Below are 14,426 nucleotides of genomic sequence, written 5' to 3'. Positions count from 1 at the left end.
CTTGTTTTTCTAATATTACTTGAAAATGATAGTAGAATAGAGTTAGATATCGTAAAGAGGAGAAGGGAATATCTGAGAAAACACAAGTCAAAAAGGGAGCAATATCCAGACTATTATTTTGTCTAGAAAAGCAGGTCTTGATTGGAAATGTATCACGAGTCTAAACACCTTTCGATGTTTTCCATTCTCTTTTTAGGAAACTTAGGCTTTTATCCACTATGATAAATTTATTCATGTTATAATAGATAGACTAGATGACAGGGAGAAAATATAAGTAACATGATTACATCAACGTATGATTGGAAAATAAACACAAAAGAGCCAGATGCTGGCTTTTTTAAACTTGCCAAAGAACGTGGGTTGGCAGAAACAGCAGCCAAGATTGCCTATGAACGTGGCATTACGACAGAAGATACTCTTGAAGACTTTCTAAAGGCTGATTTATCACACCTTCATGATCCTTATCTTCTTCATGATATGGATAAGGCAGTGGCTAGAATTCGTCAGGCCATTGAAAATTATGAGCAAATCTTAGTCTATGGAGACTATGATGCGGATGGAATGACGTCAGCATCGATTGTCAAGGAAGCCCTTGAAATGATGGGGGCTGAAGCTAGAGTCTATTTGCCTAACCGGTTTACAGATGGTTATGGGCCAAACGAAAGTGTCTACAAGTACTTCATTGAACAGGAAGGCATTTCACTCATTGTTACAGTGGATAATGGAGTAGCGGGTAATGAGGCTATCGCTTATGCGCAAGAGCAAGGTGTGGACGTTATCGTTACAGACCATCACAGTATGCCGGCACAGCTTCCAGATGCCTATGCCATTGTCCATCCAGAGCATCCAGATACCGATTATCCTTTTAAGTATTTGGCAGGTTGTGGTGTAGCTTTCAAATTGGCAACTGCCCTCCTTGAAACTATTCCTACTGAGATGTTGGACTTGGTAGCCATTGGTACCATTGCCGATATGGTTAGCCTAACGGATGAAAATCGTATTATGGTCAAGGTCGGCCTGGAAATTCTAAAGACTACTGAGCGTATTGGACTGCAAGAGTTACTCCGTATTTCAGATGTAGACCCAACAACGATTTCTGAAGAAACGGTAGGATTTAAACTGGCCCCTCAACTCAATGCCTTGGGGCGCTTAGATGATCCAAATCCAGCCATTGAACTGCTGACCGGATTTGACGATGAAGAAGCCCAAGCCATTGCTCTGGAAATCAATGCTAAAAATGAAGAACGTAAGGAAGTTGTTCAAAACATCTTTGATGAAGCCATAACCATGGTAGACCCGGACAAACCTGTTCAGGTTCTGGCCAAGGAAGGCTGGCATCCTGGCGTTCTAGGTATTGTGGCGGGGCGTATCATGGAACAAATCAGTCAGACAGTAGTGGTTTTGAATATTGAAGATGGCTTGGCTAAGGGTTCCGCTCGTAGTTTGGAATCTATCAATATCTTCCATGCCCTTGATGACCACCGAGACATCTTTACTGCTTTTGGAGGACATGCTGGAGCGGCGGGGATGACCCTTCCTGAAGAAAATCTTGGACGACTATCAGAGATTTTGTGTCATTATGTCTACGATAATGACATTGATACGAGTGCCAAAAATACGTTAAATTTAGACGAGGAGCTCCAGCTCAGTGAGCTTAGCTTGGATACCATCAAGAGCCTTGAAAAATTAGCACCTTTTGGTATGGACAATAAAAAGCCAGTCTTTTGGCTACATGATATTACCGTTACTCAAGCTAGGACTATGGGACAAAACGGAGCCCATCTTAAGTTTAAGGTTAAGCAAGGCAAGGATAGCTTTGATGTTGTCGCTTTTAACAAAGGTAATCTTCTTCAAGAATTCCAACAAGCTCAGGGTTTGGAATTGGCAGTGACCTTGTCTGTTAATGTTTGGAATGGTCAGACAACGCTCCAGCTCATGCTAGAAGATGCGCGTGTGGATGGTGTTCAATTATTTGATTTTCGATCAAAAAACATGTCACTGCCTGAAGGTCTACCATCGGTAGAAGAAGCAGCAGACACAGAGCCTGCGGTTGTCCTCAACACCCTACCTGAATCAGCGACAGAATTAAAAGAGTGGTTTGAAGGTAAAGATTTTCAGGCTATCTATTTTAAAAATAGCATTAAGGAAGCCTATTATCTGACAGGTTATGGAACAAGAGAGCAATTTGCAAGGCTCTATAAAACCATTTATCAATTCCCAGAATTCGATGTCCGCTATAAACTGGATGAACTCAGTCATTACCTTAAAATCGACAAGATTCTCCTGATTAAGATGATTCAAATCTTTGATGAATTGGATTTTGTGACTATTGATAATGGTGTTATGACAGTCAATAAAGAAGCTGAAAAACGTGTGATTGAGGACAGTCAGATTTTCCAAGATCTGAAACGACTCGTTAAGTTCCAAGAACTTATGGCTTTGGGAACACCACAGGAAATTTATGACTGGCTTTATAAGTAGGGGAGTCTGAATCCAAAGGATTCGTCTCGAAATGAGGGTTAGCATTTTCTAAATCTGAAGATTCATGCTATAATGGTATGTAAATATTTTTTTGGCGAAAAGCCTATAGGAAGAACAAATGAAATTAGAAGATTATATTGCATCTATTGAAAACTACCCTAAAGAAGGGGTTACTTTCCGTGATATTAGTCCTTTGATGGCTGATGGAAATGCTTATAGCTATGCTATCCGTGAAATCGTTCAGTATGCGACTGATAAGAAGATTGACATGATTGTTGGTCCTGAAGCGCGTGGTTTCATCGTTGGTTGTCCAGTTGCTTTTGAACTTGGTATTGGCTTTGCTCCAGTTCGTAAACCTGGTAAATTGCCACGTGAAGTGATTTCAGCAGATTACGAAAAAGAGTATGGTGTCGATACACTTTGTATGCATGCTGATGCAATCAAACCAGGTCAACGTGTACTTATCGTTGATGACCTTTTGGCAACTGGTGGTACCGTTAAAGCTACAATTGAAATGATTGAGCGCCTAGGTGGAGTCGTTGCTGGCTGTGCCTTCTTGATTGAGCTTGATGGTCTTAATGGACGTAAAGCTATTGAAGGTTACGATACTAAAGTATTGATGAACTTCCCAGGATAAATCTATCTATGAATTAACAAAAGGCCTTAGGGCCTTTTTAACTCTTTTAAAACAAAGGTGGCCTCTAAATATAGTTTAAAGCTATAGCTAACTAGAGAAAATATATATTTGATAACAATACCTCCCCGGTTTATAATATGAAGATAGAATAAATAAGGATGGAGATATTGTTATGCCTATAAAACTTGATAATAAGTTACCAGCTCTTGATGTATTGCGTTCGGAAAATGTCTTCATCATGGATGAGAACAGAGCTAGTAGCCAGGATATTCGACCAATGGAGGTCTTAATCCTAAATCTTATGCCAACTAAAGAAGTGACAGAAACTCAGTTACTACGTCTTTTGGCTAATACGCCACTTCAAATTAACGTCGAGTTTCTTTATATGGCTAGTCATAAGTCAAAAAATACACATGCCGAACATATGGAAACTTTCTATAAGACTTTTGATGAAATTAAGCATAAGTATTATGATGGTCTCATTGTAACAGGTGCACCTGTTGAGCAAATGCCATTTGAGGAAGTGGATTATTGGCAAGAATTAACACAAGTTTTTGATTGGTCTAAAAAGCATGTTTATTCAACCCTTCATCTGTGTTGGGGAGCTCAAGCAGGTCTTTATTATAAGCATGGAGTCGACAAGGTTCCATTGTCAGAGAAATTATCTGGAATCTATAAACAAACTGTTGACATGCCTGAAAACTTCCTTATGAATGGCTTTGATGATAGCTTTGTGTCACCACACTCACGCTATACTGAGGTTACGCTCGAGGATATTAAAGACAAGACGGATTTAGACATTGTTGTGTCAGGACCAGAGGTTGGTTTATCCATTTTAGCAAGTAAGAATCTTCGTGAAGTATATAGTTTCGGTCATTTTGAATATGACCGTGATACTCTGGCAAGAGAATACCGAAGAGATTTGGATGCAGGGATTAATCCAGACGTACCAGCAAACTATTTTCCAGAGGATGATCCAAGTCAGGAGCCTAAACTTCGTTGGAATCTTGCGGCATCTGCTTTCTTTAGCAATTGGATTAACTATGCGGTATATCAAGAAACACCTTATCGTTTAGAAGAGTTGGAAGACGATTTTTCATTCTACGGTTATTTGTAGTAGACATTCTCAAAAGACTTATGTGAGCGCATAAAGACTTTTGGGGTGTCTAGCTACTCTGAAAGGTAAATATGAGTTTTTTTGAACAGTATCGATCAGGCAATCTGGTCCTTCCTAATGCTTTATTTTTCCACTTTAAGGATATTTTCCCATCTGCGGATGACTTTCTGGTTTGGCAGTTTCTCTATCTACAAACGACAACCCAGATTGGAGAAGTAGCTTCTAGTCAAATAGCGCAAGCAACTGGAAAGACACCAACTGAGGTTAATAAAAGTATTACGACATTGACTGAGGCTGGACTCCTTGACTTCACGACTATTAAGGTTAATAATGAAATTGAGATGGTTGTAGATGCTTCACCTGCCTTGGCAGTTTTGGATAAGTTAGTGAGCAATGAAAAGACAACGACCGGGCCTGTCGTTGGTCAGCCAACAAATACACAGCTCATCAAGCAATTAACAGATGAGTTAGAACAAGCTTTGGGAATCTTGAATCCTATGGTTATCGAAGATTTAAACAAGGAAATCCAAGAAGAACATACTGATCCTGAACTTATCCGTGAGGCTTTGAAAGAAGCAGTATTTAACCGCAAGACAAATTGGAATTACATCAAAGGGGTTTTGCGTAACTGGAAATTGAGTGGTATTACGACGAAAATTCAAGTTGAAGAGCGTCGTTTGGAGCATCAAGGTAAGAAGCACCATCATCAGGTTTCGGATGACTTCAAAACAGGAATGGATGCCGCCCGTCAATTATGGGGTGGCCAATAATGTTAGGAAGAAAACGTGTTAATGAGGCTCTAGCTCTCATGGGAGAGATGTTTCCCAATGCTCATGGAGAGTTGGAGTGGGAAACGCCTTTCCAACTATTAGTTGCTGTTATTTTATCAGCCCAGACAACCGATAAGGCTGTTAATAAGATTACACCAGGCTTGTGGGCGCGTTATCCAGAAATTGAGGATTTGGCTTCTGCCAATCTTGATGATGTTGAGATGTGTTTGCGAACGATTGGTCTTTACAAGAATAAAGCAAAGAACATCATCAAGACTGCTAGAGCTGTTTTAATGAATTTTGATGGACAGGTTCCGAAAACGCATAAGGAATTGGAAAGTCTACCTGGTGTGGGACGAAAAACAGCTAATGTGGTTTTAGCTGAGGTTTATGGCATTCCTTCTATTGCTGTAGATACGCATGTCTCACGTGTTTCTAAAAGGCTAAATATCGCCCCAGAGGATGCTAGTGTAGAGGAAATCGAAGCAGAATTGATGAAGAAAATCCCAAAGAAGGATTGGATTATCAGCCATCACCGTATGATTTTCTTTGGACGCTATCATTGCTTAGCTAAGAATCCTAAATGCCAGACCTGTCCTCTTCAAAGTTATTGTAAGTATTATAAAGAAACAACTAAGAAATAAGCTGAAGAATGTGATTTTCTTCGGCTTTTTACAAATGTAAGAATTTGTTACAAACTAGTAACTTGACAAAAGTCTCAGGCTTTAAGAAAATAGAAGAAACGATTTAGAAGCAGGAGCGATTTAGTGAATGGCTGAATTCAGTAATGAAGAGTATCTGAGAGCCTTAGCTGATAATGGTGATAGAGAAGCAGCCAAAGAATATGAGCAAGCTTTGGATAATCGTATTTTTCAGTTGCAGATTTCATTGGCTCAAACGAGTGATCCACAGGGTCGTAGGGAAGTGCAAAAGCTCTTGGAACAAGAGGAAAAGAAAAAAAGGGACTACTTTCAAGAAAAAGAGGAAAAAGCTGTGAGCGAATTTAGACGTCGTAAAAATGAAACTACAAAGGGAAGAAAAGTTTCGAGTTTTGACAAACTCAAAGATCCTAAAAACATTAGATGGGTAATTGGAGTTGTTGCGGTACTTGCAGTGGTTATTCCTGTTGTTACCTTGATGTGGTATAGTAATAACCAAAAAGAGAGTGAAACAAATCCATGGAAAAACGGTCAGTTAGCAAAAAGTAAGGAAGCAGCTGCAGCATCATCTGATAATCAATCCTCTCAAGTTGATACCTCATCTTTGTCTGATCAACAGTTAGAAGACTGGGTTGTTTCCACCTATGCTAAAGAACAAGGTTCAACTGGAGAAAATTATAAAAATCTAGGTTGGAAGGTTTATTCATGGACGGATGATGATGATAACCTAGTTTATGCTCAACTTTATGATGCCTATGGTAATGATGTTCTTCTTTTCCGTGTAGATAAGAAGGGACAACTCGAAGCCTATGGTGGTATTGACGGTTCAAGCGATTCTTGGGACGTCGTTTCAAAAACTTATACAACCGATTAATGAAACTATATAAAACACCTGACTATGGTGGTTGAGACTGTCTTTTGACAGTCTTTTTTGGTATAATTTAAGGTAATCGTGTATACAATTAAAAAGCTGACTGAGAAGATTTGGGGATGATGGTTCTACAGAACTTTTTTAATGTCTTCAGGTTTTCGAGGATAGGTTATATAAAGGAGAGTTGTCGTGTCAGACTATTTATCGGTCACATCCTTAACCAAATATTTGAAAATGAAATTTGACCGTGATCCTTATTTAGAGAGGGTATATTTGACGGGACAGGTTTCCAATTTTCGTCGCCGCCCGAGTCACCAATATTTTTCGCTTAAGGATGAAGGAGCTGTTATTCAGGCGACGATTTGGGCTGGAGTTTTCAAAAAACTTGGTTTTGAACTCGAAGAAGGGATGAAGATCAATGTCGTAGGTCGTGTCCAGATTTATGAGCCTAGTGGCTCTTATTCCATTATTATAGAGAAGGCTGAGCCGGATGGTATTGGAGCTTTGGCTATCCAGTTTGAACAGCTTCGTAAAAAATTGACTGCAGAAGGCTACTTTGATGATCGTCATAAGCAAGCGCTGCCTAATTTTGTCAAAAAAATCGGGGTTGTCACAAGTCCTAGTGGTGCGGTTATTCGAGATATTATTACGACCGTTAGTCGTCGTTTTCCAGGGGTAGAAATCTTACTTTTCCCTACCAAGGTTCAAGGTGAAGGAGCTGCACAGGAAATTGCTGAAAATATTCAAAAAGCCAATCAAAGGGATGACTTAGATTTACTTATCGTTGGTCGTGGTGGAGGTTCTATTGAAGACCTCTGGGCTTTTAACGAGGAAATTGTTGTTCAGTCCATTTTTGGGAGTCGTCTACCTGTGATTTCAAGTGTTGGTCACGAAACAGATACGACTTTGGCTGACTTTGTTGCAGATCGAAGGGCTGCCACACCTACAGCAGCGGCAGAACTTGCTACTCCGGTATCAAAGGCCGATACCTTGGTTTGGATTCGTGAAAGACAAAATAGAGCTTATCAAGCCTGTTTGAGACGTATACAGTACAATCAAGAACGTTTAGCTAAACTGTCACAATCTGTTGTCTTTAGGCAACCTGAGCGCCTATATGATGGTTATTTACAAAAGTTGGATCGACTAACAACAAGGCTTGAAACCTTCGTGAGTCAAGATTTCGAGCGAAAGCAAAAAAAAGCGGAACTTTTGAAACAACGCTTACAAGGCTTAAATCTTCTGAGCAGTGTTCAGAACTATCAAGACCGTCGAGAGTCTTTGCAACGTTTATTGGTGACCACAACCAAGAACACCATTAATGGTAACCGTGTGAGATTAGAAAAGGCACAGGATGCTTTATTGTCTCTAGATACTAGCCGTATTGTTGCAAGGGGCTATGCCATTGTCAAAAAAGATGATAAACCTTTAACCAGTACCAAGAATATTACTGAAGGTGATCAATTAACCGTCCAAATGAGAGATGGAGAACTAGAAGTAGAGGTGAAAAATGTCAACTAAAAAAACATTTGAGGAAAATTTACAGGACTTAGAAGCCATTGTCACTAAGCTCGAAACAGGTGATGTTGCTCTTGAGGATGCTATTGCTGAGTTCCAAAAAGGTATGGCCTTGTCTAAGGATTTGCAGAAGACCTTGGAAGATGCTGAAAAAACACTAGTTAAGGTTATGCAAGCAGATGGTACAGAAACGGAAATGGATGCCTAATGAGCAAGCTAAATAAAATTGATGCGGCTATCCGTGATTACTACCAAAAAAAGAATCTTCCTGTATCAAGTGATTTAATCACTGCTATTCTTTATTCAGTTGATAGTGGCGGTAAGCGTATTCGTCCACTGATTTTCTTAGATTTACTTGAAGGATTTGGTTTAGAGCTAACTCCTAGTCATTTCGATGTTGCAGCGAGTCTTGAAATGATTCATACTGGAAGTCTGATTCACGATGATCTGCCGGCTATGGATGATGATGATTACCGTCGAGGACGTTTAACCAACCATAAGAAATTTGATGAAGCAACGGCGATATTGGCTGGTGATTCTCTCTTTTTGGATCCCTTTGATCTCCTGGCCCAAACAGAGCTATCAGCAGAAATTCGAGTTCAATTGATTCAAGCATTGTCTCATTCCTCAGGCACCTTCGGTATGGTTGGTGGCCAGATGTTGGATATGAAGGGTGAAGGTCAGGAACTTGATTTATCGCAACTGTCTAAAATTCATGAGCATAAGACAGGTAAGCTTTTAACCTTTCCTTTTGTGGCGGCTGGTATTGTTGCTCAAAAAAATCTAGAGGTTTTGGAAAATCTGAAAGAAGCTGGTCGACTGATTGGTCTTGCCTTTCAAGTACGTGATGATATTTTGGATGTGACTGCTGATTTCGAAGAACTTGGAAAGACACCTGGAAAAGATGTAGTAGCGGGAAAATCAACCTATCCGGCTCTTCTTGGTCTGGAAAAATCACATGCTATCCTCGAGGAATCACTTAGTAAAGCTGAGGCTATTTTCCAAAATCTAGCTGAGACTCAAGGTTTCAAGAAAGACAGTATTATAGAAATCATAGAAAGGTTACGACTCCATGCCTAAGGAAAGAGTAGACGTCTTGGCTTATAAACAAGGCCTTTTTGAAACACGAGAACAAGCAAAACGTGGCGTAATGGCAGGTTTAGTTGTTAATGTTATCAATGGTGAGCGTTACGATAAACCTGGTGAAAAAATTGACGACGGTACAGAGTTGAAGCTTAAAGGTGAAAAACTTAAGTATGTGAGTCGTGGAGGACTCAAACTTGAAAAAGCATTGGAAGTTTTTAATCTGTCAGTTGAAGGTATGACGACCATTGATATCGGAGCCTCAACAGGTGGGTTTACTGATGTTATGCTTCAAAATGGGGCCAAACTGGTTTATGCTGTTGATGTCGGCACCAATCAGTTGGTTTGGAAATTACGTCAAGATGAGCGTGTTCGTTCTATGGAGCAATATAATTTTCGTTATGCTGAACCTGTCGACTTTACAGAAGGACTACCGTCTTTTGCATCAATCGATGTCAGCTTCATCTCTCTTAATCTGATTCTACCGGCTTTGGCTAAGATATTGGTTGATGGGGGGCAAGTTGTTGCTCTTGTGAAACCACAATTTGAGGCGGGCCGTGAACAAATTGGGAAAAACGGGATTGTCCGTGAGAGCAGTGTCCATGAAAAAGTGTTAGAAACAGTGACTGCTTTTGCGGTTGACTATGGCTTTTCAGTTAAGGGGCTGGACTTTTCACCTATTCAAGGTGGTCATGGTAACATTGAGTTTCTCGCACACTTGGAGAAGACAAATTCTCCTCAAAATGATGCTCAAACCTCTATTAAGGAAGTTGTAGCACAAGCACACAAGGAGTTTAAAAAGAATGAAGAAGAATGATCGTTTGGAGTTAATCCGAAAGATTGTCCAAGAAAATAAAATTACGACTCAAGGAGAATTGGTAAAATTACTCCAAAATGAGGGATTAAAGGCTACTCAAGCGACTGTATCGCGTGATATCAATGAAATTGGTATTACCAAAGTACCAACTGAAGACGGTTCTTACATCTATGGGCTCTCAACTGCTCCTAGACGAGTAGGTGGAACCTCTGTTGCGACTCGTCGCTTGTTGCGCGTTGATCGTCAACATGCCTTTATGAATATCGTTGTTCAACCTGGGACAAGCCGCCTCATCAAGAAGATTCTTTTAGATGAGTACAAGCATTTGATTTTTAGTGTTATTGCTGATGATGATACCCTCTTTTTAGTGGCTCAGTCAGAGTTAGCAGCTATTGAGCTACAGGGGCAAATCATTAAGTGGGTTGAAGAATAGGAGGGCCTATGCTTCTCGAAATTACGATAAAGAATTTCGCAATTATTGAAGAGATTTCTCTAAACTTTGAGAATGGTATGACCGTCCTTACTGGTGAAACAGGTGCTGGTAAGTCCATTATTATAGATGCTATGAATCTTATGTTGGGTGCTAGGGCTTCTAGTGAGGTCGTCCGTCATTCAGCATCTAAGGCTGAAATTCAGGGCTTCTTTTCAATCGAACAAAATCCTGCCTTGGTTAGTATCTTGGAAGATAATGGAATTCCTGTTGAGGATGAATTGATTATCCGTCGTGAAATCTTCCAAAATGGTAGAAGTGTTAGTCGTATCAATGGGCAGATGGTCAATTTAACGACGCTTAAGGCTGTTGGGCACTTCTTGGTAGATATCCATGGACAACATGACCAGGAAGAGCTTATGAAACCTGCTCTGCATATTATCATGCTTGATGCCTTTGGTGACAAGGAATTTTTCCAGACTAAGAAAGAGTACCAGGAGTATTTTGACCGCTATCGTGAGTTAAGAAAAGCTGTTCTAGAAAAGCAGAAAAATGAGCAGGAGCATAAGGCTCGAATTGAAATGCTAGCTTTTCAGATTTCAGAAATTGAAGCAGTCTCTCTAAAATCAGGAGAAGATTTGGCTTTGATGCAGGAGCGAGACAAGCTTCTTAATCATAAGCAAATTGCTGATACCTTAACAAATGCCTATGTCATGCTGGATAATGAAGATTTTTCAAGCCTTTCAAATGTTCGTTCTGCCATGAATGACCTCCAGTCTCTTGAAGAGTATGACTCTGATTACAAAGAACTCTCTGGAAATCTATCAGAAGCCTATTATGTTCTGGAAGATGTCACTAAGCAACTAGGTGATTTTTTGGATAATCTGGACTTTGATGCTGGGCGTTTACAAGAGATTGAACACCGCTTAGATACCATTAATGCCATTACTCGTAAATATGGTGGGACTGTCGATGACGTCTTGGATTATCTGGAAAATTCAAGTAAAGAATACAATCTTCTGACAGGCAACTCTAGCTCGTCAGATGCTATGGAACAAGAGCTTAAGCAACTTGAAAAGGACCTGCTTGCGTCTGCGGAGACCCTACAAACAGCACGCCATCAAATTGCTACGGCTCTTGAAGCTGAGATTAAGAGCGAGTTGTGTGACCTCTATATGGATAAGGCTGATTTTAAAGTCACCTTTACTAAGGGGAAATTTAATCGTGATGGTAATGAGCAGGTTGAGTTTTACATCTCAACCAATCCAGGTGAAGGCTTTAAACCGCTTGTTAAGGTAGCTTCAGGTGGTGAATTATCACGACTCATGTTAGCGATTAAGTCAGCCTTTGCCCGCAAAGAAGATAAAACAAGTATCGTCTTTGATGAGGTTGACACTGGCGTTTCAGGACGTGTTGCCCAAGCCATCGCTCAGAAGATTCATAAGATTGGGAGTCATGGTCAGGTCTTGGCCATCAGTCACCTTCCGCAAGTTATTGCTATTGCTGATTATCAGTTTTTTATTTCTAAGGAAAGCGATAATGAGACAACAGTCTCTCGTGTTCGTCTTTTGACACCTGAGGAAAGGGTGCAAGAAATCGCTAAGATGTTAGCAGGTGATAACGTGACGGAGGCTGCCTTGAGTCAAGCAAGAGCTTTGTTAAAGGTGGATGACTCTCTTTAGGAAAAGACTTGGGAAAAACTTTCCAGTCATGCTATAATAGAATAAAAATTTGTGTTAAGCGAGAAAAATATGAGTAAAATCAGAATTGTAACCGATTCGTCAATCACGATTGAACCAGAATTGGTTAAAAAATATAATATCACTGTTGTCCCATTGTCGGTAATGGTGGACGGTGTCATCTATTCAGATAGTGACCTTCGAGAAGAAGGCCGTTTCTTGGAAATGATGAAGCATAGTAAAGAGTTACCAAAGACAAGCCAACCACCTGTAGGTTTGTTTGCTGAGACATATGAAAATCTTGTCAAAGAAGGTGCAGAACAAATTGTGGCAATCCACATTATGCACACACTCTCTGGGACATGTGAAGCCTCACGTCAAGGAGCTAGTCTTTCAGGAGCAGATGTAACTGTCATCGATTCAGGCTTTACGGATCAATGCCTCAAGTTTCAAGTTGTTGAGGCAGCTAAATTAGCCGAAGCAGGAGCTAGTCTTGATGAGATTGTAGCCCATGTTGAAGAAGTGAAAAATAAATCAGAACTTCATATTGGTGTTTCTACCCTTGAGAATCTGGTTAAAGGTGGTCGTATTGGACGTGTAACAGGTCTTCTGTCTTCATTACTTAATATCCGTGTCATCATGGAGTTGAAAGACTATCAGTTGAATACGGTTGCTAAGGGGCGAGGAGCTAAGACTTTCACGAAATGGTTAGATTCTTATATTAATGGTATCAAGGATAAGGACCGCAAAGTGGCAGAGATTGGTATTTCTTATGCAGGAACACCTGATTTAGCACATGAACTGGCTGAAAAACTTGAGGTTTTGGGTGCTCCAATTTCAATCCTTGAGACTGGTTCCATCATTCAAACGCACACTGGTGAAGGCGCCTTTGCCGTAATGCTTCGTTATGAATAAGTGGAAAGAATCAGAATTAGTTAGAAGCCTCGTAGGCTTCTTCTTGCTTTTTCTCTTATTTGTCGGACTCTTCATTTTTATCATTCCTAGTACGCATCAGTCATCAAAAATTGCAGAAAAGATTAAATCTATCAAAAATGAAAATGTGACCTATGTCGCTATTGGTGATTCCCTTACTCAAGGAGTAGGTGATAGTAGTAATCAAGGAGGATTCGTTCCTGTGCTATCACAGGCATTAGAGTCAGATTTTGACTGGCAAGTGACTTCTCGTAACTACGGTATTGCGGGGAATACGAGTAATCAAATTCTCAAAAGAATGCAAGAAAAGAAGGATATTCAAAGAGATCTCAAAAAGGCTAAAGTGATGACTCTGACAGTTGGTGGTAATGATGTGATCCATGTCATTAAGGACAATATCACGAATCTTAATGTAGCTACCTTCACTAAGCCTGCTCAGGCCTATCAAAAGAGATTAAGACAGATTATTGAGCTAGCTCGCAAGGAAAATAAAACATTACCAATTTATATTGTTGGTATTTACAATCCTTTTTATCTTAATTTTCCAGAGATGACAGAAATGCAAACTATTGTAGATAATTGGAACCAGTCTACTGAAGAGGTGTGCAAAGAGTACGATAATGTGTATTTTGTTCCTGTAAATGATTTGCTTTATAAGGGAATTGATGGTAAGGGCGGTGTTACAAGTTCTGATGATACCTCTCAGTCTAGTAAATCTTCTCAAGATAGCCTGAACGATGCTCTTTTTGAGGATGATCATTTTCATCCAAATAATACAGGTTATCAAATTATGTCAGATGCCATTTTGAAACGTATTAACCAAACAAAGAAGGAGTGGTCAGGTGAGTAAGATATGGAAGTGGCTATTTTTAGGGCTCTTGGCCTTAAATCTAGCCTTAGTAAGTGTTGTGACATATAGAATCATGACTCCAGTGGAGACGACAAGTTCTGTATCCCTACCCAAGGGAGCAACTAAAATTGGAAAATATAGTATGACTAAGGATGAGCTTGACGCTGCTCTTACAGGCTTTGCCCAGGATTATTCGACTGATAAGATGCGTTTCAAGGTCAAGGTTACCAATTCTAAAATTGTTTTTGAAAGTAGCTATAAGGTTTTAGGTCATCCTGTTCCTCTATATGTCTATTTTACGCCGGTTGTTAGTGAATCAGGAGCAATTGTACTGCATGTTTCTGAGCTTTCAGCTGGAACCTTGAAATTGCCTGTTTCGGATGCCCTTAAGATGATTAAACGTTCGACTAACCTTCCTGATTACATCGCAATCGATAGTAAGAAGGGAAAGGTTACCCTAAATATTCAGTCTATGAAGAATGAGAAGGGGATAACAGCACGTGCTCAAAGCCTAGATTTGGTTAATGACCGTATCGAATTTGACATCTATAAGACAATAAATTAAAAAGCCTTTACTTTTTGCA

At 39.9% G+C, this 14,426-nt stretch carries 15 protein-coding genes; all 15 read left to right on the top strand.

What is annotated here, in order from left to right:
- Positions 1-279: 279 nt before the first annotated feature.
- The 15 genes from recJ to H7U01_RS04950 all read left to right on the top strand — a co-directional run bounded on the left by recJ (position 280) and on the right by H7U01_RS04950 (position 14,407).
- Positions 280-2,481: a single-stranded-DNA-specific exonuclease RecJ gene (recJ, locus tag H7U01_RS05020; RefSeq protein WP_013990731.1), complete on the top strand. Its 2,202-nt coding sequence runs from the start codon at positions 280-282 to the stop codon at positions 2,479-2,481.
- Between the two features lie 118 nt (positions 2,482-2,599).
- Entirely contained in the window at positions 2,600-3,118 is a 519-nt protein-coding gene (locus tag H7U01_RS05015; RefSeq protein ID WP_002890753.1) for an adenine phosphoribosyltransferase, read from the top strand.
- Positions 3,119-3,290: 172 nt separating this feature from the next.
- The gene (gene metA / locus H7U01_RS05010) at positions 3,291-4,235 is read left to right on the top strand and encodes a homoserine O-acetyltransferase MetA (RefSeq protein WP_013990730.1); all 945 of its coding nucleotides are present in this window, start codon (positions 3,291-3,293) and stop codon (positions 4,233-4,235) included.
- 71 nt (positions 4,236-4,306) lie between these two features.
- Positions 4,307-5,005, top strand: a complete 699-nt coding sequence (locus H7U01_RS05005) for a DnaD domain-containing protein (RefSeq protein WP_004182658.1) — start codon at positions 4,307-4,309, stop codon at positions 5,003-5,005.
- A complete protein-coding gene (gene nth / locus H7U01_RS05000; RefSeq protein ID WP_021144303.1) occupies positions 5,005-5,649 on the top strand; it encodes an endonuclease III in 645 nt (214 codons plus the stop codon). The genes H7U01_RS05005 and nth overlap by 1 nt, the downstream gene beginning before the upstream one ends.
- A 127-nt stretch (positions 5,650-5,776) precedes the next feature.
- Positions 5,777-6,538 carry a hypothetical protein gene (locus H7U01_RS04995; protein ID WP_107372966.1) on the top strand — a complete coding sequence of 254 codons (762 nt, stop codon included), beginning with the start codon at positions 5,777-5,779 and terminating at the stop codon, positions 6,536-6,538.
- 186 nt (positions 6,539-6,724) lie between these two features.
- Positions 6,725-8,053, top strand: coding sequence for an exodeoxyribonuclease VII large subunit (gene xseA, locus H7U01_RS04990; protein ID WP_107372968.1), 1,329 nt, complete (start codon positions 6,725-6,727; stop codon positions 8,051-8,053).
- Positions 8,043-8,258, top strand: coding sequence for an exodeoxyribonuclease VII small subunit (locus H7U01_RS04985; protein ID WP_002884058.1), 216 nt, complete (start codon positions 8,043-8,045; stop codon positions 8,256-8,258). Before xseA ends, H7U01_RS04985 begins: the two co-directional genes overlap by 11 nt.
- Positions 8,258-9,130, top strand: a complete 873-nt coding sequence (locus H7U01_RS04980; protein WP_037598866.1) for a polyprenyl synthetase family protein — start codon at positions 8,258-8,260, stop codon at positions 9,128-9,130. The genes H7U01_RS04985 and H7U01_RS04980 overlap by 1 nt, the downstream gene beginning before the upstream one ends.
- Positions 9,123-9,950 carry a TlyA family RNA methyltransferase gene (locus H7U01_RS04975; protein ID WP_002884054.1) on the top strand — a complete coding sequence of 276 codons (828 nt, stop codon included), beginning with the start codon at positions 9,123-9,125 and terminating at the stop codon, positions 9,948-9,950. The genes H7U01_RS04980 and H7U01_RS04975 overlap by 8 nt, the downstream gene beginning before the upstream one ends.
- Positions 9,937-10,383, top strand: coding sequence for an arginine repressor (locus H7U01_RS04970; protein ID WP_002890762.1), 447 nt, complete (start codon positions 9,937-9,939; stop codon positions 10,381-10,383). The genes H7U01_RS04975 and H7U01_RS04970 overlap by 14 nt, the downstream gene beginning before the upstream one ends.
- Positions 10,384-10,391: 8 nt before the next feature.
- Positions 10,392-12,062 carry a DNA repair protein RecN gene (gene recN / locus H7U01_RS04965; RefSeq protein ID WP_201041212.1) on the top strand — a complete coding sequence of 557 codons (1,671 nt, stop codon included), beginning with the start codon at positions 10,392-10,394 and terminating at the stop codon, positions 12,060-12,062.
- Positions 12,063-12,131: 69 nt separating this feature from the next.
- Entirely contained in the window at positions 12,132-12,974 is an 843-nt protein-coding gene (locus H7U01_RS04960) for a DegV family protein (RefSeq protein WP_201041211.1), read from the top strand.
- Positions 12,967-13,842: an SGNH/GDSL hydrolase family protein gene (locus H7U01_RS04955; RefSeq protein WP_198463190.1), complete on the top strand. Its 876-nt coding sequence runs from the start codon at positions 12,967-12,969 to the stop codon at positions 13,840-13,842. Before H7U01_RS04960 ends, H7U01_RS04955 begins: the two co-directional genes overlap by 8 nt.
- Positions 13,835-14,407: a YpmS family protein gene (locus H7U01_RS04950; RefSeq protein WP_064524638.1), complete on the top strand. Its 573-nt coding sequence runs from the start codon at positions 13,835-13,837 to the stop codon at positions 14,405-14,407. The genes H7U01_RS04955 and H7U01_RS04950 overlap by 8 nt, the downstream gene beginning before the upstream one ends.
- The last annotated feature ends 19 nt before the right edge of the window (positions 14,408-14,426 follow it).

This window comes from Streptococcus sp. 21.1 (genome assembly GCF_016648635.1).
GTDB lineage: Bacteria > Bacillota > Bacilli > Lactobacillales > Streptococcaceae > Streptococcus.
This window is presented reverse-complemented; position numbering and strand designations above follow the sequence as displayed.

Excerpts from the sequence above, each read along its gene's own strand:
- recJ (WP_013990731.1), top strand. The coding sequence starts at position 280 with ATGATTACATCAACGTATGATTGGAAAATAAACACAAAAGAGCCAGAT.
- H7U01_RS05015 (WP_002890753.1), top strand. The coding sequence starts at position 2,600 with ATGAAATTAGAAGATTATATTGCATCTATTGAAAACTACCCTAAAGAA.
- metA (WP_013990730.1), top strand. The coding sequence starts at position 3,291 with ATGCCTATAAAACTTGATAATAAGTTACCAGCTCTTGATGTATTGCGT.
- H7U01_RS05005 (WP_004182658.1), top strand. The coding sequence starts at position 4,307 with ATGAGTTTTTTTGAACAGTATCGATCAGGCAATCTGGTCCTTCCTAAT.
- nth (WP_021144303.1), top strand. The coding sequence starts at position 5,005 with ATGTTAGGAAGAAAACGTGTTAATGAGGCTCTAGCTCTCATGGGAGAG.
- H7U01_RS04995 (WP_107372966.1), top strand. The coding sequence starts at position 5,777 with ATGGCTGAATTCAGTAATGAAGAGTATCTGAGAGCCTTAGCTGATAAT.
- H7U01_RS04985 (WP_002884058.1), top strand. The coding sequence starts at position 8,043 with ATGTCAACTAAAAAAACATTTGAGGAAAATTTACAGGACTTAGAAGCC.
- H7U01_RS04980 (WP_037598866.1), top strand. The coding sequence starts at position 8,258 with ATGAGCAAGCTAAATAAAATTGATGCGGCTATCCGTGATTACTACCAA.
- H7U01_RS04975 (WP_002884054.1), top strand. The coding sequence starts at position 9,123 with ATGCCTAAGGAAAGAGTAGACGTCTTGGCTTATAAACAAGGCCTTTTT.
- H7U01_RS04970 (WP_002890762.1), top strand. The coding sequence starts at position 9,937 with ATGAAGAAGAATGATCGTTTGGAGTTAATCCGAAAGATTGTCCAAGAA.
- recN (WP_201041212.1), top strand. The coding sequence starts at position 10,392 with ATGCTTCTCGAAATTACGATAAAGAATTTCGCAATTATTGAAGAGATT.
- H7U01_RS04960 (WP_201041211.1), top strand. The coding sequence starts at position 12,132 with ATGAGTAAAATCAGAATTGTAACCGATTCGTCAATCACGATTGAACCA.
- H7U01_RS04955 (WP_198463190.1), top strand. The coding sequence starts at position 12,967 with ATGAATAAGTGGAAAGAATCAGAATTAGTTAGAAGCCTCGTAGGCTTC.